Origin of the sequence: Donghicola tyrosinivorans (genome assembly GCF_003003355.1) — a bacterium.
GTDB lineage: Bacteria > Pseudomonadota > Alphaproteobacteria > Rhodobacterales > Rhodobacteraceae > Donghicola > Donghicola tyrosinivorans.
Genome location: NZ_PVTQ01000016.1, coordinates 47,508 through 66,732, shown reverse-complemented (window position 1 = coordinate 66,732; position 19,225 = coordinate 47,508). Strand labels below are relative to the sequence as shown.

The 19,225-nt window shown below is 60.9% G+C and carries 13 protein-coding genes; 2 read left to right on the top strand and 11 right to left on the bottom strand.

What is annotated here, in order from left to right; translation table 11 throughout:
- Positions 1-4: 4 nt before the first annotated feature.
- The 11 genes from CLV74_RS18225 to CLV74_RS18175 form a co-directional block, all read right to left on the bottom strand.
- Positions 5-994, bottom strand: a complete 990-nt coding sequence (locus tag CLV74_RS18225) for a glycosyl transferase family protein (protein ID WP_106267643.1) — start codon at positions 992-994, stop codon at positions 5-7.
- Positions 991-3,669 (bottom strand): molybdopterin-dependent oxidoreductase, encoded by a 2,679-nt coding sequence (locus CLV74_RS18220; protein WP_106267677.1) that lies wholly within the window; start codon positions 3,667-3,669, stop codon positions 991-993. The genes CLV74_RS18225 and CLV74_RS18220 overlap by 4 nt, the downstream gene beginning before the upstream one ends.
- The gene (nirD, locus tag CLV74_RS18215; protein WP_106267641.1) at positions 3,669-3,998 is read right to left on the bottom strand and encodes a nitrite reductase small subunit NirD; all 330 of its coding nucleotides are present in this window, start codon (positions 3,996-3,998) and stop codon (positions 3,669-3,671) included. The genes CLV74_RS18220 and nirD overlap by 1 nt, the downstream gene beginning before the upstream one ends.
- Positions 3,995-6,433, bottom strand: coding sequence for a nitrite reductase large subunit NirB (gene nirB / locus CLV74_RS18210; RefSeq protein WP_106267639.1), 2,439 nt, complete (start codon positions 6,431-6,433; stop codon positions 3,995-3,997). The genes nirD and nirB overlap by 4 nt, the downstream gene beginning before the upstream one ends.
- Positions 6,430-6,906, bottom strand: a complete 477-nt coding sequence (locus CLV74_RS18205; RefSeq protein WP_106267636.1) for a globin family protein — start codon at positions 6,904-6,906, stop codon at positions 6,430-6,432. The genes nirB and CLV74_RS18205 overlap by 4 nt, the downstream gene beginning before the upstream one ends.
- 3 nt (positions 6,907-6,909) lie before the next feature.
- Positions 6,910-8,592 carry an ABC transporter ATP-binding protein gene (locus CLV74_RS18200; protein WP_211299076.1) on the bottom strand — a complete coding sequence of 561 codons (1,683 nt, stop codon included), beginning with the start codon at positions 8,590-8,592 and terminating at the stop codon, positions 6,910-6,912.
- 5 nt (positions 8,593-8,597) lie between these two features.
- The gene (locus CLV74_RS18195) at positions 8,598-9,680 is read right to left on the bottom strand and encodes an ABC transporter permease (protein ID WP_106267631.1); all 1,083 of its coding nucleotides are present in this window, start codon (positions 9,678-9,680) and stop codon (positions 8,598-8,600) included.
- 92 nt (positions 9,681-9,772) lie between these two features.
- Positions 9,773-11,140 carry a CmpA/NrtA family ABC transporter substrate-binding protein gene (locus CLV74_RS18190; protein WP_106267629.1) on the bottom strand — a complete coding sequence of 456 codons (1,368 nt, stop codon included), beginning with the start codon at positions 11,138-11,140 and terminating at the stop codon, positions 9,773-9,775.
- A gap of 266 nt (positions 11,141-11,406) precedes the next feature.
- On the bottom strand, positions 11,407-12,585 hold the full coding sequence (locus CLV74_RS18185) for a CmpA/NrtA family ABC transporter substrate-binding protein (protein WP_106267627.1): 1,179 nt from the start codon (positions 12,583-12,585) through the stop codon (positions 11,407-11,409).
- Positions 12,582-13,175, bottom strand: a complete 594-nt coding sequence (locus tag CLV74_RS18180) for an ANTAR domain-containing response regulator (protein WP_106267625.1) — start codon at positions 13,173-13,175, stop codon at positions 12,582-12,584. Before CLV74_RS18180 ends, CLV74_RS18185 begins: the two co-directional genes overlap by 4 nt.
- A 130-nt stretch (positions 13,176-13,305) precedes the next feature.
- Entirely contained in the window at positions 13,306-16,647 is a 3,342-nt protein-coding gene (locus CLV74_RS18175) for a transglutaminase family protein (RefSeq protein ID WP_106267623.1), read from the bottom strand.
- Between the two features lie 132 nt (positions 16,648-16,779).
- Between CLV74_RS18175 and CLV74_RS18170 the strand changes: the two genes are divergently transcribed.
- Both CLV74_RS18170 and CLV74_RS18165 read left to right on the top strand, forming a co-directional pair.
- Positions 16,780-18,180, top strand: a complete 1,401-nt coding sequence (locus tag CLV74_RS18170) for a circularly permuted type 2 ATP-grasp protein (protein ID WP_106267675.1) — start codon at positions 16,780-16,782, stop codon at positions 18,178-18,180.
- On the top strand, positions 18,180-19,208 hold the full coding sequence (locus CLV74_RS18165; protein WP_106267621.1) for an alpha-E domain-containing protein: 1,029 nt from the start codon (positions 18,180-18,182) through the stop codon (positions 19,206-19,208). The genes CLV74_RS18170 and CLV74_RS18165 overlap by 1 nt, the downstream gene beginning before the upstream one ends.
- Positions 19,209-19,225: the final 17 nt, after the last annotated feature.

Here is a 19,225-nt window from a genome sequence, read left to right as displayed (position 1 = left end):
CCCGTCAGGCGGTATGCAGAGCGGGTCGTGCCTCCCACAAACTGCGGGCAAGGTCCAGACCTGCCCCTTCTTCTGCCGCGCCGCTAACCTCTAGCGCAAGAGCAGCCGTGCCCAGAACAATCGCCTTGGCGTAATTGTCCTGATGACTGCCGTCCCAGAATTTGGTCAGGTATTCGGCCTCGTGGGGTGTATCGGTTTCGGACAGCCGCTGGTGCACATCCAGAATGGGTTGCGCGGTGTCATTCCATAGCTGCCCGTCGCGCAGACCATGCAGCGCGATGGGTTTTGCGGGGTTGCGTTCATATTCACCGCCGCCGCCCTTCAGCACCGATAGACGCTGTTGCCCCAATAGGGCCGAGGCTTCGGCCTGTAGCGTCAGATAGGGCGGGTGGAACACGCCCTGCACCTGCGCTGCTGCCTGTGCGGGATTCATCACGCGCATACAGGTGTTGATGCAGGACCGCACACCCAGCACGTCGCGCAGCTTCAACAGGGCCAAGCCCTGCGGTGCGAAATCTTCGAGCGGCAGATAGGCGATGCCATCGCGGGCCAGAATGTCTTGGGCGTCCAGCAGACCCGAGGCTTTGGCGATGCCCACATAGGGCAGGGCACCGCGCACGTCTGCGCCCTCAGTCTGATGGCTGTTCCATCCGTGCAAGAGCACCGGCACACCGGCCTGCGCCACCAAACGGGCAGACAGCAGGAACCACGGCAGACCACGGCTGCGACCGGCCGCATAGGTGGGCCAGTCCAGACCCGGACGCGGGCCGCTCCATTCAGGCAGCGTTTCGCGGAAGGCGCGGACAAAGCCCGCAATTTCCTGCGGCTCTTCCCCACGATAGCGCATCAGCATCAACAGACCGCCCACAGCCTCGCGCGCGCACTCACCCTTCAGGATGATCTGCATCGCCTCAAAGGCTTCGGTTTCGGTCAGATTGCGGCTGCGGCCGGGGCCGCGCCCTAGGATACGGACGTAAGGAGCAAGTTCATTCATTCAGCGGCCTCTTGGACGGGACGACGTGCCAGCAATTGTGCCAGCTCTGGGCGGCAAGAGCCACAGCTTGTCCCTGCTCCAAGTGCTTCGCCAATCTGGGCCACACTGGTCAAGCCCTGATCGTCGATGGCGCGTAGAATGGTGTTGATCCCCACGTTCAGGCACGCACAGACCGTTGCCCCCGGATCGGGGCGATCTGCACCTGGGCGACCCGACAGCAGCTCTGCCCCCGCCTGCCCCAGTTCCGCGATCACATGGCCGCGCGAAAGGGCCACGGGTTCAGGCGCGGCGAACAGCGTGGCCTGTACCTTGCCATCCTTGATCAGCGCAACGCGGGCAATGCCTTGAGCGGGGTCCAGATAGCTGACGGCCTCGGCGTCCTTCATGCCAAAGAGGGTGCGGGCGCAGTCTTCCCAATCCTCCGGAATTTCCAGACAGGCCAGTTCTGCCCGATACCCCGAGGCGCTGCGCCCCAGCGCCCAATATTCGGTGTCGGGGCGGAATTCCTTGGTCGAGGCCGCAAAGCCGTACCACAGCGCATCATAGCGCGTTGCGGCGACCACGCTGGATTTGCTTTCCGGCTGGCCCGATACGGGGTCCACGTTCGCGGTGACCAGCTTGTCGATGACGCCCGTTGGCGCGGTCTCGCCCGTCCAGTGAATAGGGGCAAAGATCGAACCGGCTTGTGCGCGGTCGGTGATCAGAACCCGCAGGACAGATTCCCCGTGGGGGTTCGACAGGCAGATCAGGTCCGCATCCCGCAGCCCCAGACGGTCCGCGTCCAAGGGATGGATTTCGGCGTACGGTTCCGCGATGTGCTGACCAAGGCGCGGGCTTTTGCCTGTGCGGGTCATAGTGTGCCAGTGATCGCGCACCCGTCCGGTGTTCAGGCGGAAGGGATGTTCGGGGCTGGTCTTTGACGCAGGCTCACGGTGTTCCAGCGCCAGCATCCGCCCTTTTTGCGTGGGCGTGTAGAAGGTGCCATCCGCAAACATCCGACCCGAGGGGCCATCGGCCGTGACCGGCCAGCGCTGGGGCAGCATCGCGTCGTAGTCACTGTCCGAAATCAGTTGCAGCCCCGAGATGTCAAAGTCCCGACCCAGCTTTGCCGCCAGACCCGACAGCGCCGCATATTCGCGGAAAATCTCGCCGGGGGTCTCATAGTCAAAGGCGTCATGCCAGCCCATGCGGCGGCCTACGTTTGCCAGAATGTCCCAGTCATGGCGGGCCGAGCCAGGGGCGGGCAACACCGCACGTTGGCGGCTGATCATCCGTTCCGAGTTTGTGACCGTGCCGTCTTTTTCGCCCCAGCCCGTGGCGGGCAGGACCAGATCGGCCAGACGGGCGGTGTCGGTCTTGTCGGTCAGATCGCTGACCACGACGAAATCACAGGTCTTCATTGCCTCGGCGATAGCGCCGGCTTCGGGCATGGAAACGGCGGGGTTGGTGCAGATTACCCACAGGGCCTTGATGCGCCCGTCGCCCACGGCCTTGAACATATCCACGGCCTTCAGGCCCGCCTGTTCCGGCATCCGTGGGGCGTTCCAGAAGCCGCGGACCACATCGCGGTGGGCGGGGTTTTCAATATCCAGATGGCAGGCCAGCATGTTGGCCAGACCGCCCACTTCGCGCCCGCCCATAGCGTTCGGCTGGCCGGTCACGCTGAACGGGCCCATGCCTTCGCGGCCGATGCGGCCCGTGGCCAGATGGCAGTTGAGGATCGCGTTGACCTTGTCGCTGCCCGAGGTGGACTGGTTCACCCCTTGGCTGAAGATGGTCACGACTTTCTCGGTGCCGATCCAAATGTCGGCAAAAGCGGTCAGGTCCGGATCGCTAAGGCCGGTGACGCTGGCATCGCCCGCTTGGGCGGCGGCAACAGCATCGTCGAAACCTTCGATATGAGCATCGACCCACGCCTGATCCACAGCATCGCGGCGGATAATCTCGGCCAGCAGGTAGTTGAACAGGGCCACGTCTGATCCCGGTTGCAGCGCCAGATGCAGATCGCTGATATCCGTGGTCGCCGTGCGGCGGGGGTCCACGGTGATAACCTTCATCTGGGGACGCTCGGCCTTGGCTGCGGCAACGCGCTGGTACAGCACCGGATGGCACCATGCCAAATTCGAGCCGACCAGAACCAGCAGGTCACAGGTCTCAAGGTCTTCATAGGTGCCTGGCACGGTGTCGGTGCCAAAGGCGCGTTTGTGCCCTGCCACGGTCGAGGCCATGCAGAGGCGGGAGTTTGTGTCGATATTGGCCGACCCGATGAAACCTTTCATCAGCTTGTTGGCCACATAGTAATCCTCGGTCAGCAGCTGACCCGAGACATAAAACGCTACGCTGTCTGGCCCGTGGGCTTCGATAGCGTCATTGAACTTGCGCGCGACCATATCCAGCGCATCGTTCCAGCCGATGGGTTGGCCCTTGAACTTCGGCTCAAGCAGGCGATCGCCAAGGTCGGTGGTTTCTCCAAGGGCCGAGCCCTTGGAGCAAAGGCGGCCAAGGTTCGCAGGGTGGTTGGGGTCACCCTTGACCGTCAGGCCGCCAGTGGCGTCGGGCGTGGCAAGCACGCCGCAGCCAACGCCGCAGTAGGGACAGGTGGTGCAGACCGTAGGACCGGCAGAGATATTCGCCGAACGACGGGGAATGTGTCGGGGTAGGTCTGCACCGTCCATCATGCTGCCACCTTGCTGATCTGGCTGAGGTCCATCAGCACGCGTCCATTCTCGACGCGGACCGAATAGGTTGCGATCTGGCCTTCGTCGGCGCCCTGCGCCTCGCCTGTCTCTAGGCTGAAAACCCAGTTGTGCAGCGGGCAGGTCACCTTTTTGCCGTGCACGATGCCTTCGCTCAGAGGCCCGCCCTTGTGGGGGCAGGTGTCACTGACGGCATAGACCTCGTTCTCGTCGGTGCGGAACACCGCGACGCAACCCGCGTGGGTTTTGACGATCCGTGCCCCGCGCAGGGGGATGTCGTCCAATGCAGCGATATCGGTCCAGCTCATTCTGCGGCCTCCATGGTGAAATCTGCGACAGGGGCAAAGCGCTCGGCCTTCTGGGGCTGCGCCAGATCAGCCCAGGGGTCCTTGCGATAGATGGTCTGGGACAGTTCAAACCGATCAACCAACGCCTGACGGTTCGCCAGATCGTCGACGACCTGTTCCTTGACCCAATCAAGGCCGACCTTGGCCACCCACTTGTAGCCACGATCCAGATATTTGGCGTTTTCGCGGTAGATCTGGATGAAGGCGGTGGTGACGGCGATGGCCTCTTCCTCGGTGGCAACCTTGGCCAGCAGTTCGGTTTCGCGCACGTCCATACCGGCGGCGCCTGCCACGCTGACTTCATAGCCGCTATCCACGCAGACGATGCCTACGTCTTTACAGGTGGCCTCGGCGCAGTTGCGCGGGCAACCCGAGATGCCAAGCTTGACCTTATGCGGGGTCCAGCTGCCCCAAAGCAGCTTTTCCAGCTTGATGCCAAGACCGGTGGAATCCTGCGTGCCAAAGCGGCAGTGATCCTTGCCCACACAGGTTTTCACCGTGCGCAGACCTTTGGAATAAGCGTGGCCCGAGACCATCCCCGCTTGGTTCAGATCGTACCAGACGGCTGGCAGATCTTCTTTCTTGACGCCCAGAAGGTCGATGCGCTGACCGCCGGTGACTTTGACGGTGGGGACTTTGTACTTGTCCGCCACATCGGCGATGGCGCGCAGCTCGTTGGGGGTGGTGATCCCGCCCCACATACGCGGTACGACCGAATAGGTGCCGTCTTTCTGGATGTTCGCGTGGTTGCGTTCATTCACAAAGCGCGACTGCGGATCGTCTTGGTATTCGATCGGCCAATCGGCCAGCAGGTAGTAGTTGATCGCCGGACGGCAGACGTGACAACCGTTGACGGTTTTCCATCCCAGTTCCTGCCAGACGGCCTGCTGAGATTTCAGTTCCTGCGATTTGATCAGACGGCGCACGTCCTCGTGGCTGAGGTCAGTGCAGCCGCAAACCGACGGGACTGAGGGCATGACAAAGTCATCGCCCAGAGTGACCGCCAGAACCTGCTCGACCAGACCTGTGCAGGTACCGCAGGACGCGCTGGCTTTGGTGGTTGCACGGATGGCGCCCAGATCATGGGCCCCAGCATTGATGGCATCAACGATCTGACCTTTGCATACGCCGTTGCAGCCGCAGATTTCTGCGTCAGCCGGCAAGGCTGCAACGGCTGCCATAGGGTCCGATGCGGCCCCCCCTTGGTATGCGGGTCCAAAGATCAGGGTTTCGCGCATCTCGGCGATGTCGGTCCCGTCCTTCAGCATTCCGTAGAACCAGTTGCCGTCGGCGGTGTCACCATACATGACTGCGCCGATGATCTTGTTGTCCTGAATGACCAGACGCTTGTAAACGCCGCGTGCGGGATCGCGGAACACGATGTCTTCGCGGTCGGCCCCATCGGCAAAGTCTCCTGCGCTGAACAGATCACAGCCGGTGACTTTTAGCTTGGTCGAGATTTCGCGGGGCTGGAACGCCGCCTCTTCGCCCATCAGGGTTTTCGCCACGACCTTGGCTTGGTCATAGAGCGGAGCCACCAGCCCGAAGATTGCGCCGTTGTGTTCCACGCATTCGCCAACCGCCAGTACATCGGGGTCCGAGGTGACCATCTGGTCATCCACATGAATGCCGCGACCGACAGCCAGACCGCAATCGGCGGCCAGTTTGGTGTTGGGGCGGATACCGACCGCCATGACCAGCAGGTCACAGGGTAGTTCGGTGCCGTCGTCCAGCAACAGGGCGCGGACCTTGCCGTCTTCGCCCAGAATTTCTTTCGAGTTCGCCTTGCACTTGACGGTGATGCCCTTGTCCATCAGCGCCTTGCGCAACAGATAACCTGCGGGCTCGTCCAGCTGACGCTCCATCAGGTGGCCCATGATGTGAACCACGGTGACCTCAACGCCGCGGGCAGCCATGCCAGCGGCGGCTTCCAGACCCAGAAGGCCGCCACCGATGACAACAACCTTGCTGCCTGCAGGCATGTTCATCATGCGCTCGGTGTCTTCCAGATCGCGGTAGGCAATCACGCCCTCCAGATCGTGGCCGGGCATCGGAATGATGAACGGGTTCGAGCCGGTGCCGAACAGCAGCTTGTCATAAGTCACTTCGCTGCCGTCATCTGCACGGACGATCTTGGCGGCGCGGTCGATCTCGGTCACGCGGGTGCCGAAATGGCAATCCACACCGTTCGCCTCATACCAGGCTTCATCGTGGGTCACGATATCCTGATAGGTTTTCTCACCCGACAGAACGGGGCTTAGCATGATGCGGTTGTAGTTCCCGCGCGGCTCGGCGTTGAACAGGGTGACATCCCAGTCCGCATTCGCCTCGAACAGGTGCTCCAGGGCGCGACCCGAGGCCATGCCGGCACCAATAACAACAAGTTTCTGTGTCATGACCAAAACTTCCAAAAGGGTTTCTTGTCCGAGGCAGGGGCGGCGGAAAATCCGCGCCCGCCTGCGGGATAGGCGGCGACTTTCATCACGGTCGCCAGCGTGTCATAGGCTTCTGACCAGGCCATTTCGGCTTCTTGGGTAAATCCCTCGTTCAGGGTGCGGGCGAACGTGCGCAGCAAGGACGCCCCCACCTTGTCGTAGTCGTCAGGCTGTACGCCGTAATCCACGTGCCGTATGGCCATGTCCTCGACCAGAGGAACCAAGGCGTCCAGATTGGTCAGCCCCTTCACCACCAGATGCAGCGCGGCCATCAGCTTGTCGCCTTGCTGGCGCATATCCACTCCGTCAAAGTAGTCTTTGACTTCGGGCGATGTGGCGAACAGATCGTCATAGAAGTGTTCGGCAAACGCCTCTTTTTGCGGGCGAACCTGCGAAAAGCTGTTTTGGATCAAGCTGATGGCGTAGGGGTCCATGGATTATTCCGCAGCGATTGGCTTTGGTGCCGGTTTCGCTTTGGGCTTCGCGCCGTGCTCGTACTCTTCGAGGAAATCCAGAACCTCCTGACGGTAGGTGTAGTAATCCGGATGCTCTAGCAGAGCCTTGCGGGTGCGCGGACGGGGCAGGTCGACATCGACGATCTTGCCGATGGTCGCCTGCGGGCCGTTGGTCATCATGACCACGCGATCCGCCAGAAGGATCGCCTCGTCCACGTCGTGGGTGACGCAGATGGCGGTCACTTTGGTGCGCGACCAGACTTCCATCAGAACCTCTTGCAGCTCCCAACGGGTTAGGCTGTCCAGCATGCCGAAGGGCTCATCCAGAAGCAGCAGCTTGGGCGACAGAGCGAAAGCGCGGGCGATCCCCACACGCTGCTTCATCCCGTTCGACATCGAGGATGCCTCGCGGTCCATCGCATCTGCCAGACCCACGCGTTCCAGATAGTATTCCACCACATCCTGACGCTCGGCCTGAGAGGCGCGGGGGTAGACCTTGTCCACACCGATCGCCACGTTTTCCTTGGCGGTCAGCCAAGGGAACAGGTTGGGCGACTGGAACACCACAGCGCGTTCGGGGTCCGCGCCTTCGACGTGACGACCGTCCAGCTTGATCGCACCTTTAGAGATGTCGTTCAGACCGGCAGCCATGGTCAGCACGGTAGATTTGCCGCAGCCCGAATGGCCGATCAGACTGATGAATTCGCCGCGGTTCACCTTCAGGTCAAAGTCTTCCACCACGGTCAGCGGACCCTTGGGGGTGGGGTAGATCTTGTGAAGCTGCGAGAAGTCGAGAAAACGCTCTTCGATCAGACCTTCCTGCGCCTCTTTCACCGCCGACGGGATGCCGTGGATCGGAGTTACATCGGGTAGCTGGCGGGTGCCTTCGACCTTGGCCTCAATGCCGACGTCCATCAGGTAGTTGGTCACCTGCATGCGCAGCTGTTTGAAGGTCTCGTTGTGGTTCATTTCCATCCGGTCACGGGGACGGGGGATGTTCACGCGCACCGGCTCACCCAAAGACCCGTCGGGGTTCAGGGGGATGATCCGGTCGGCCAGCAGGATGGCTTCGTCCACGTCGTTGGTGATCAGAACGCAGGTCTTTTTGTCCTCGTTCCAGATCGCTTCGATCTCGTCACCAAGGTTGGCGCGGGTCAGTGCGTCCAACGCGGACAGAGGCTCGTCCAGCAGCAGAACATCGGGGTCCATTGCCAAGGCGCGGGCCACGTTCACACGCTGGCGCATACCGCCGGAAAGCTCGGCAGGGCGACGGGTGGTGGCGTGGCTCAGGCCCACCATCTTGATGTAATGGGCAACCTTCTGTTCCTTTTCCGCCTTGGGCATCTTGGGGAACACGGTGTCCAGCGCCAGCATGACGTTGCCGTGCACTGTCAGCCAAGGCATCAGCGAGTAGTTCTGAAAGATCACGCCGCGCTCGGGGCCGGGGCCGGTGATTTCCTTGCCGCGGTAGGTGATGCCGCCAGTGGTGGGCTTTTCGATGCCCGCCATCAGGTTGATCAGAGTCGTCTTGCCGGTGCCGGAGAAGCCGAGGAGGACGAGGAACTCGCCCTCTTCGACATTCAGGTTGATGTTCTTCAGGACTTGGGTCGCATGCTCGCCCGTGCCGAAGCTTTTGGTGACATTCTTGAATTCGATGACAGCCATATCGATCACCGGTTGTTCGAGAAGGTAAAGGCGGCTTGGATGGCGTACATCAGACGGTCCAGCAGGAAGCCGATGATGCCGATGGTGAAGACAGCCACCATGATGCGTGCCAGCGAGCTGGACGAGCCGTTCTGGAACTCATCCCAGACGAATTTGCCAAGACCGGGGTTCTGGGCCAGCATCTCGGCGGCGATCAGAACCATCCAGCCCACACCCAGCGACAGACGCAGACCGGTGAATATCAGGGGCAGGGCCGAAGGCAGAACCAGCTTGGTGATCTTGGTCCAGGTGTTCATTTTCAGAACCTTCGACACGTTCACCAGATCCTTGTCGATCGAGGCCACACCCAGCGCGGTGTTGATCAGTGTCGGCCACAGCGAACACAGGGTCACAGTGATAGCCGAGGTCAGGAAGGCTTTGGCGAACCAGCCGTCGGTGGTGGTGTAGGTGGCCGAAACAACCATGGTCACGATGGGCAGCCATGCCAGCGGCGAGACGGGCTTGAAAATCTGGATGATCGGGTTCAGCGCAGCGTTTGCATAAGGCGACAGACCGGCGAAAATCCCCAGCGGCACAGCGACGAAGGTCGCCAGCAGAAAGCCGAAGAACACGGTTTTGATCGAGGTCCAGATTTGCTGGTAGTAGCTGGGCGCGCCGGTGTAGGCGATGACTTTGACCTCATCCGCACGGCCCGAAGCGATCAGCTTTTCGTTGCGGGCGGCGACTTGGGCTTCGAATTTGGCTTGCTTGGCGGCTTTGGCCATCGCGTCATCATGCAAGGACACGGCCTCGCTCCAGACAGCCACGGGGCCGGGGATCGCGCCAAGCGAGGTTTGCACTTTGGGGGCAAGCGCGGCCCACATGCCAAGGAACAGTGCGATTGCCAGAACAGGCATCCCCAGCAGGCGCCAGATTTCCTTCGCCTGTGCTTGGGGGTTGTCGCCTGCGCTGGCGCGCAGAATGGGGGTCACCCAGCCAAGGCCCAGAACGGTCAGCCATTTGTCGGCGGCGTTGATGCGGGTGAACATGCGGGCACGCCGGGCTTCGCGGGCCTCTGCGGCGGCAAATTCGGGATCGACGGTGGTCATGGATCGGGCTCCTGCGGGTCGGACGTGGGTCGCGTAATTTTCGAGAGGGGAAAAAGGGGGCGCGAGCGTGCCGCGCCCCAGTCGTTCAGGGATTAGCCTTGGACTTCGGTACCGACGACCGTCTGGTCGCCTTTCAGGCCGATCGGCAGGCTATCGAGGTATGCGTTGGGCGTTTTGCCGTCGTAGGGAATGCCGTCGATGATGTCTTCGGCAGGGGTTGCTGCCTTGTAGCCATCGCTATCCCAAGGGAAGTCCGCCTCGTTCGCCAGACCTTCGTCCACCAGCAGCTTTGCCGCTTCCAGATAGATGTCAGGACGGTAAACCGACTTGGCGGTCTCGTCGTACCATGCGTCGGTCTTGGCTTCGGGGATCTGGCCCCAACGGCGCATCTGGGTCAGGTACCAGACCGCGTCCGAGTAGTAGGGGTAGGTCGCGTTGTAGCGGAAGAACACGTTGAAGTCGGGAACTTCGCGCTTATCACCTTTTTCATATTCGAAGGTGCCGGTCATCGAGTTCGCGATCACGTCGTAATCCGCACCCACGTATTCGGGACGCGACAGGATTTCCACCGCTTCGGGGCGGTTGGCGTTGTCGTTCTCATCCAGCCACATGGCCGCGCGGATCAGGGCCTTCACAACCGCTTTGGTGGTGTTGGGGTACTCTTCCGCGAACTCTGCGGTGATGCCGAAGACTTTCTCGGGGTTGTTCTTCCACAGCTCATAGTCGGTGATGACCGGAACGCCGATGCCTTTGAAGACGGCCTGCTGGTTCCAAGGCTCACCCACGCAGTAGCCGTAGATGGTGCCAGCTTCCAGAGTTGCGGGCATCTGGGGCGGCGGAGTCACGGACAGCAGAACGTCGGCGCCGATCTGGCCCGAGATGTTGTCCTGGCTGTAGTAGCCGGGCTCAAGGCCGCCAGCGGCCAGCCAGTAGCGCAGTTCGTAGTTGTGGGTCGAAACGGGGAACACCATGCCCATGTTGAAGGGCTTGCCTTCGGACTTGTACTTCTCAACGACGGGCTTCAGAGCCGCTGCGCTGATGGGGTGCTGGGGCAGGCCGTCCGCGTTGGTGGGGATATTCGGCTTCATCTGTTCCCAGATTTCGTTCGACACGGTGATGCCGTTGCCGTTCAGGTCCATCGAGAAGGGAGTAATGATGTGGGCTTCGGTGCCGAAACCGATGGTCGCCGCCAGAGGCTGACCGGCCAGCATGTGCGCGCCGTCCAGTTTGCCGTCGATCACGCCGTCCAGCAGAACCTTCCAGTTCGCTTGCGCTTCGAGGGTCACGAACAGGCCCTCATCCATGAAATAGCCCTGCTCATAAGCAACCGCCAGCGGTGCCATGTCGGTCAGTTTAATAAAGCCGAAGGTCAGCTCGTCCTTTTCCAGCGCAAGCTGTTCTGCCAGCGCGGGGCCGGTCAGCGCTGTTGTGGCAGCAAGGGCGATGATGAATTTCTTCATTCGTATACTTCCTCTGTTGGAACCGATTGTTCGGGCAGAAAACGAAAAACAGCCGACGACACACACTGCGCGGGAGGAGGCGCAATGGGTCGAGCGGCTGTGCTCGGGATGTCCCGTTCTTTGGGAAAATTCGGTCGCTGCAACGCCATTGCTGCAGCTGCATTCATACTGGGTTGTTGGCCCAGTCTTTGAAAGAGAAAGGCGCCAGAGTTCCCGAAATTGCCGGTAAATTCTGACGCCAAACCAGTCGTTTGCTTATTTTTTGATCAGCTGTGCGGGCCGGGGTCAAAAACTATGCGGTCAAAAAACAGGTTTGGTTCCAGATACAGCGTCCCGCCTTCGGATGCTGCCGGTTGGCGGGCATCGATTCCACCTTCGACCTTCTCTGACGCGCCGGGCAGGTCGGCTCCGGTGCGCTGCATGGCGGTCCGGTAAAGGTCACTGCGGAACACCGAACGTCCTGCGGTCATAGCTTGCTTGCGATCCAGTCCCAGACGGGCGGCCAGTTGCTGCGCGATCCACGAACCTTGGCTGCGCCACGGGAAATTGGCCGCGCCTGCGTGGAACTCGAGGAAGTTCTGCACCTGTCGGCTGGTGCCAGATTGATCAACGATCAGGCGTCCGCTGAGGGCGCGCTCGATGACCTCGGAGGGGGTTTGCAGATACTGCTTTTGGGCCAGCGCCTCGGACGCGGCCAAGAGGTTGCCCGGATCGGCCAGCCAGCGCCCCGCTTGCCAGAGGGCGCGGGTCAGGCGGGACAGCAGTTCCATTTCGCTGTTGGCCCATTCCTCGCGGACGGCCAGCACCTTTTCGGGGGCAAAGCTCCAGATCGCACTGACCGGCAGGATCAGCGAGCCATATCCGCGCTCGACCGCGATCGAGCCCCACGGCTCGCCCACACAGAAGGCGTCAATCTCATCGGCGGCCAAGGCGTCGGCCATGAGGGGCGGCGGGACAGTCTTGATCGCGATCCCTTGCGGCGCGGCATATCCCAGTGAGGACAGCCAGTAATACAGCAGCTCTGCATGCATCGAGAAGGGGAATGGCACGCCGATCCGCAAAGTCTCGCCCGCAGCGCGCATCAACCCGTGGCCGATACTGGCGGCGTCCGCGAAATCCAGATTGGTGCCCTGTTCCTGCATCCGCGCATAAAGGGGCTGGCTGACGCCGATGACGTTGCCGTTCACAGAGGTCACCGCAGGCGCGATGATGCGCCCTGGAATGCCGCCCACGCCCATCGCCATGGCGACGGGTACAGCTGACAGCATATGGGCCGCATCCACGCGACCAAAGGCCAGCATATCCCGCAGGCCTGACCATGAGGGCGCGCGGATCAGGTCCAGTTCCAACCCTTCGGCGGCGGCAAATCCCATTTCTTGCGCGATGATATAGGGGGCCGCATCCACCAGCGGCATGTATCCGACGTTAAGCTTGGTGATCCTCATGAGAGTAGCCCCGCTGCCGTCACCAGCGCCGAGGCCACATCGACCACCTTCTTGTTCTGGTCCATCGCCGTGCGGCGCAGCAGTTGATACGCGGCTTCTTCATCAATGCCGCGGGCCTTCATCAGCACGCCTTTGGCGCGGTCGATGATCTTGCGTTCCTCAAGGGCTTTCTTGGTGGTCTCAAGCTCGGTCCGCATGCGCTTGAACATGTTAAAGCGCGTGATGGCCGCATCCATGATCGGTTTGATCCGGTCAGCGCGCAGACCGTCCACGACATAGGCAGAAACCCCAGCCTCGATCGCGGCTTTGGTCATGGTGTCATCGCTGGTGTCCACGAACATCGCGACGGGCCGGTCCATCGGGCCAGAGGCCAGCGACAGTTCCTCGATCACATCGCGCGAGGGGTTCGCCAGATCAACCAGCACCACATCGGGGTTATGGGCGACGACAGCACGGGCCAACCCCGTGTTTTCAGCGATGACATGGATATCATACGAACCCGCGTCTTGCAGGCTATCGATGATCTGAATGGCGCGATCCTTGTTAGGCTCGACCAAGACGATGGAGAGTCTCGTTGCTTCCGAGGGCATGTGACCACTTTCTGGTAGCTCAAGGCTTTCAGTGCAGCGCCTTTGCCGCGGGGAAAAGTCCGAACACTTCAAAACATGCCCCCGGAATAGGCAAATTCTTCCGGAGGCATAATTTTTAGGCAACTGCGCCTTACAGGCGGCGTAGATCCAGTGTCATCGGAAAGGCCGGATGGCTGCCGCCGTAATAAGGCACCTGTCCGGGGGCCAGATCGGCACCGGGCCAGAAGCGGGACATGCGGCGGCCTTCGGCCTCAAGCGCGTTGATGGGGCGGATCTCATGGCTGCGCCCGCCCGGATGGAAGGTGTGATAGGTCGCACCACCCTTCACCACGCCGGTCAGTTGGTCGTAGATCGCCAGTCGCAGCGGGCCATGGGCGCCGATGGTGGGATGCAGCGCCTTCCACGGCTGCCAACTGCGGAAGCGGATGCCCGCGATGTACTGGCCGTCCGGCATTTTGGTCACCGGCACCACGACCCCGTTGCACAGCAACTGCTGGGTGGTTGGGTCATAGTTGTCCAAGCTGACCTCGACCCGCTCGACCGAGCTGTCCACGTAGCGGGCGGTACCGCCGGGGATGCCCTCTTCGCCCAAGACCAACCACGGCTCAATGGCGTTGCGGACGGTCATCTTGGTGTTGTCTACTGTGACTTCGCCCGCGACGGGGAAGCGGAAGTTCAACTGCGCGCGGTACCATTCGATGTCGAAATTCATCCCGTGCGCACGGCTTAGATCATCCAGAACGACCTTGAAGTCATCCCATAGCGGCGTTGGCAGCAGGAAGCTGTCGTGCAGATGGGTGCCCATTGGCTTGAGCGCCGCAGTATAGGGCTTTTCCCAGAACCACGCGATTAGGCCACGAATGATCAGGGCCTGCGCCATGCTCATCTGCCAATGGGGCGGCATTTCAAAGCCACGGAATTCCACCAGCCCCAGACGCCCTGTCGGACCGTCGGGTGAATACATCTTGTCGATGCAAATCTCGGCGCGGTGGGTGTTGCCGGTGCTGTCCACCAGAAGGTTGCGGAACAGGCGGTCCACCAGCCACAGGGGCGGGTTCGGTCCCAGACGGTCCAGTTCCTTCAGGGCGATTTCCATCTCATAGAGGGAATCGTGGCGGGCCTCATCCAGACGCGGGGCCTGCGAGGTCGGCCCGATGAAGAGGCCTGAGAACAGATAGGACAGCGAAGGGTGGTTCTGCCAATAGCGGATGATCGAGCCCAGAACATCCGGTCTGCGCAAGAACGGGCTGTCTTCGGGAGTGTTCCCGCCCACCACAATGTGGTTGCCGCCGCCGGACCCCACAGGGCGCCCGTCGATCTGGAAGGTCGTCGAATCCAGCCCACACTGCCGCGCCTCTTCATAGAGGGTTTCGGTGATGTGGCTCAGCTGGTCCCAACCTTGGGCAGGGTGGATGTTCACCTCGATTACGCCGGGGTCGGGGGTGACCTTGATCATGTTAAAGCGCGGATCGTGGGGTGGCTCGTACCCTTCCAGACGGATGGGTAGATCGCAGGCCTCGGACGCCTCTTCGATGGCTTCGACCAGATCCAGATAGGCCTCGGTCGACGCTGTCGGCGGCAGGAAGATGGTCAGCTTGCCATCGCGCGGCTCGATGCTCAGGGCGGTGCGGGCGAAACTGCCGTTCGACACCAACCCGCCTGAACCAACCCAATCCTGCTGACGGCGGGAAATCCGCATCTGGCGGAGCGTCTCTGCGCGCTGTTCCTCGATCTCAGTTTCGGTTTCCGGCTCCAGTTCACGGGGCTGCGTCATTGGATCGCGGTACAGCTCCATCGGCGCACCGGGGTAGCTGCTGAGGGCATTTAGCGGCAGACGGAAACCCGCAGGGCTGTCACCGGGGATCAGGAAGATCTGGCCACGGCGCGTGGTCCATTTGCTGGCCTCCCAACGGAAACGGCGCTGGTTCTTGCGCTTGTCCTGTGCCTGAGCCAATTGCAGGGGCAGCACATAGGCCACGGGGTCTTTGAACCCCTGATCGAACACCCGCGCCAGACGCATCCGGTCTACGGGGTTTTCCAGCCGGTTGTCTTCTGGGGACACATCGGCGGGCAGCTTATGTTCCTGCTCCAGAAACTCTAGCGGGTCTTCATAGGCGGGCATCGCAGCTTCGGCGTTCACGCCAAGGCTTTCCGTCAGATGGGACATGAGAACGGCTGCGTCCTCATGGGTGTAATCCTTGGCTGCCTCACGGGTGAAACGGCTGGGGTCTTTCCAGATCGGCTGCTCATCCGCGCGCCAGATCAGCGCAAAGGCCCAGCGTGGCAGAGGCTCGCCCGGATACCATTTGCCTTGGCCGTGGTGGATGACCCCGCCGGGGGCGAATTTATCGCGCAGGCGGTGGATCAGATTATCGGCAAAGCCGCGCTTGGTCGGGCCAACCGCGCCGATGGTCCATTCCTCCGCATCGCGGTTGTATTCGGACACAAAGGTCGGCTCGCCGCCCATGGTCAGACGTACATCGTTCCGGTTCAGCTTCTCGTCGATAACTTTGCCCGCCCGGTCGATCTGCGCCCATTGGGCGGGCGTCAGCGGACGGGTGATGCGCGGCGGCTCGGCGATGCGGGTGACTTCCATCTCGAATTCGAACGAGACTTCGGCCTTGTCATGGGCGCCGGTGATCGGTGCTGCCGACGAGGGCGATGGGGTGCATGCCAGCGGAATATGCCCTTCGCCTGCAAAAAGGCCGGATGTCGGGTCGAGGCCAACCCAACCGGCGCCAGGCAAATAAACTTCGCACCATGCGTGCAGGTCGGTGAAATCTTCTTCTGGACCAGAGGGGCCATCTACGGCCTTCACGTCCGAGGCCAACTGGATCAGGTATCCCGACACAAAGCGCGCCGCATAGCCCATGCGCCGGAACATCGCGACCATCAGCCAAGCACTGTCACGGCACGACCCAAGCGCCTTGGTCACGGTTTCACCGGGCACCTGCACACCGGGTTCCATGCGAACGGTGTAGTTGATCTCGCGCTGGAGATAGCTGTTCAGGGCGACCAGCCAATCAATCGTGCCGCCTTCGGGCTTGGGCGCGGCAGCAAGAAACGCCTCAAACCCTGCGCGATGCTCGGCGCTGTCATTGGCCTGATCGACTTGCGCCAGATAGGGTTGCAGATCACGCTCCAGATCTCGCCCGTAGTCGAACGGGACCTCTTGCGCTGATTCGTCCAAGAAGAAGTCAAACGGGTTGATGGCGACCATCTCGGCCACCAGTGTGACGGCCACAGACAGTTCATGCGCCTTCTCGGGAAATGCCAGCCGTGCCTGCCAATTGGCGAAAGCATCTTGTTGCCAGTTTAAAAAGTGGCTTTCTGGTGTAATCTGTAAATCATAACTCTTTATAGGTGTACGCGTGTGGGGCGCGGGGCGCAGTCGCACGACATGAGGGCCAAGACCAACCAGCCGGTCGTACTTGTACGTCGTCACATGTCGGAGAGAGACAGTAATTGTCATTTATTTAGGCGCTCCGTTCTAAAATTCGGCTTTTTGTCAGGCATCTGCTTGAAGTTTGACCATGAAACTGCCCCACTGCACAGTACTTCACCATAGAATTCGGGGTGTTAGGTGGCAGATATTTTTGATGAGATGAATCAACAGGCAGGGATCAAACCGGCCTATGCAGAATTGGCAAGATGGATTGCGCAGACGCCGGCTGATCAACTGCAACACAGACAGGCTGAGGCCGAGGCGCTGTTTCGTCGTAACGGGATTACCTTTGCAGTCTATGGCGAAGGCGGTGATCCGGAACGTTTGATTCCCTTTGATCTGATGCCTCGTGTGTTCACGGGGACCGAGTGGGACATGATCGAGCGTGGCTCGATCCAGCGCGCCCGCGCTTTGAATGCATTCCTGACAGATGTTTATGGTAAGCGAGAGTTTATCAAAGCTGGGAAAATCCCGCCCCGACTGGTGGACGGCAACCCCGCCTATGAGAAAATCATGCAAGGGTTTACGCCTGCTCAAAGCATTTTCTCGCATATCATTGGCGTGGATCTGGTCCGGACCGGCGAAAATGAATTTAACGTTTTGGAAGACAACTGCCGCACCCCGTCCGGCATTTCTTACGTCCTTCAGAACCGCGAAGTGATGCAGCGTATTATGCCGCAAATGTTTCGCAGCGGGCAGATACGCCCAGTGGATCATTATGGCGAGATGCTGGCCAGCGCGATGGAAAGCGTGGCCCCCGCCGATTGCGACGGTCCGCCGACGTTGGCGATCCTGACGCCCGGCCATTTCAACTCGGCCTACTTCGAACACAGCTTCCTTGCCGACATCATGGGGATTGAACTGGTCGAGGGGCAGGATTTGTTCGTTGAAGACGACAAACTGTACATGCGAACAATCCGCGGGCCTCAGCGCGTCCACGTGCTGTATCGCCGGATCGACGATTCCTTCCTCGACCCCGAAGCGTTCCGTCCCGACAGTATGCTGGGTGTACCGGGCCTAATGCGCGCCTATAAGGCGGGCGGCGTGACCGTTGTGAACGCCCCCGGTGCGGGTGTTGCGGACGACAAGGCAACTTACGTTTACGTGCCTGAGATGATCCGCTTCTTCCTCGGCGAAGAGCCGATCATCCCGAACGTCCAGACATGGCAATGCGGCGTTGAGGATGAATGCAAATACGTGCTGGATAATCTGGATGAACTGGTGGTCAAAGAGGTCCACGGCTCGGGCGGGTACGGCATGTTGATCGGGCCGAAATCCACGAAGGCCGAGATCGCCGCCTTTGCCGATCTGATCCGCGCCAATCCGGCCAACTACATCGCGCAGCCCACCTTGGCTCTGTCCACGGTGCCTTCGCTGGTCGAGGAAGGTCTGGCCCCGCGCCATGTGGACCTGCGGCCTTTCGTGATCTCGGGCAAGACAACAGAGTTGATCCCCGGTGGTCTGACTCGTGTGGCATTGCGCGAAGGCTCGCTTGTGGTGAACTCGTCCCAAGGGGGCGGGGTGAAGGATACGTGGGTTTTGCGTGGGGAGAGTCTGTAATGCTGAGCCGGACTGCACAGGGACTTTACTGGATGTCGCGCTACGTTGAGCGCGCCGAGAACGTGGCCCGTCTGCTGGATGCTGGGCGCCGGATGGAAGGGCTGCCCGGCTCGGATGATTTTGCCCATAGTGAGTGGGCCTCGATCATCATCGCAGCGGGGTGCGAGGAAACCTTTGGCGAGGACAAGTTGGAAAAGGCGGATCGCGAGACGGTCACCCACCATCTAGCCTTCGACCGTGAAAATCCGTCCAGCATCTTCAGCTGTATCGAAGCGGCCCGCGAAAACGCCCGCGCCATGCGCGGCGCGATCACCAAAGAGGTCTGGACCGCGATCAACAGCACTTGGTCCGAAGCGCGCTCTAAATCCATGGAGGACATGGCCGAGGGGAAATACGCGGACTTCATCGATTGGGTGTTGGCGTTCAGCTTCCATTTCCGCGGGGCTGTGAACGGCACGCTCTTGCGCGATGAACGTCTGGCCTTCATCAATCTGGGCAAGAACATCGAACGGGCAGATGCCACCGCGCGTCTTTTGGACGTGAAGTACAACGTGTTGCTGCCCCGCGCTGATGAGGTCGGGCAAGGTCTGGACCTGATGCAATGGCAGCAGATCCTTCGGGCCTCGAACGCTCTGCTGGCTTTCCGGCACATCTACCACGAAGCCACAACGCCGCCGCGCGTGGTGGATTTGCTGGTGCTGAACCGGCAGTTCCCGCGTTCGTTGCGATTCTCATATGAGGCGATTTGCAATGATCTGCGCGATGTGGGTCTGTTCACCCGTGCCCAACGCAACGGTCTGGCCAAGGCTGAACGGTTGCTGAATGACATGTCCCAGCTCTCGGCGCTTGAGATCATCGACAAAGGTCTGCACGAATGGCTGACCGAGATGATTGTTGAAACCAATCAGTTGGGTATCGAATTGGCAGACGCCTACGGCTTTTTTGAGCCGGTCAAGGCAGATACGCCGGAACCCGACGAATTAGAGGGAACCGCCTCCAATTCCGAGCAGTTGCAGCATCAGAACTGAGGGCTTGCCGTTCCGAA

What these genes read in the sequence shown, in the direction of transcription:
- CLV74_RS18190 (WP_106267629.1), bottom strand. Translation starts at nt 11,140, where the DNA reads ATGAAGAAATTCATCATCGCCCTTGCTGCCACAACAGCGCTGACCGGC.
- nirB (WP_106267639.1), bottom strand. Translation starts at nt 6,433, where the DNA reads ATGACACAGAAACTTGTTGTTATTGGTGCCGGCATGGCCTCGGGTCGC.
- CLV74_RS18170 (WP_106267675.1), top strand. Translation starts at nt 16,780, where the DNA reads ATGAATCAACAGGCAGGGATCAAACCGGCCTATGCAGAATTGGCAAGA.
- CLV74_RS18175 (WP_106267623.1), bottom strand. Translation starts at nt 16,647, where the DNA reads ATGACAATTACTGTCTCTCTCCGACATGTGACGACGTACAAGTACGAC.
- CLV74_RS18165 (WP_106267621.1), top strand. Translation starts at nt 18,180, where the DNA reads ATGCTGAGCCGGACTGCACAGGGACTTTACTGGATGTCGCGCTACGTT.
- CLV74_RS18225 (WP_106267643.1), bottom strand. Translation starts at nt 994, where the DNA reads ATGAATGAACTTGCTCCTTACGTCCGTATCCTAGGGCGCGGCCCCGGC.
- CLV74_RS18185 (WP_106267627.1), bottom strand. Translation starts at nt 12,585, where the DNA reads ATGAGGATCACCAAGCTTAACGTCGGATACATGCCGCTGGTGGATGCG.
- nirD (WP_106267641.1), bottom strand. Translation starts at nt 3,998, where the DNA reads ATGAGCTGGACCGATATCGCTGCATTGGACGACATCCCCCTGCGCGGG.
- CLV74_RS18180 (WP_106267625.1), bottom strand. Translation starts at nt 13,175, where the DNA reads ATGCCCTCGGAAGCAACGAGACTCTCCATCGTCTTGGTCGAGCCTAAC.
- CLV74_RS18200 (WP_211299076.1), bottom strand. Translation starts at nt 8,592, where the DNA reads ATGGCTGTCATCGAATTCAAGAATGTCACCAAAAGCTTCGGCACGGGC.
- CLV74_RS18205 (WP_106267636.1), bottom strand. Translation starts at nt 6,906, where the DNA reads ATGGACCCCTACGCCATCAGCTTGATCCAAAACAGCTTTTCGCAGGTT.
- CLV74_RS18195 (WP_106267631.1), bottom strand. Translation starts at nt 9,680, where the DNA reads ATGACCACCGTCGATCCCGAATTTGCCGCCGCAGAGGCCCGCGAAGCC.
- CLV74_RS18220 (WP_106267677.1), bottom strand. Translation starts at nt 3,669, where the DNA reads ATGGACGGTGCAGACCTACCCCGACACATTCCCCGTCGTTCGGCGAAT.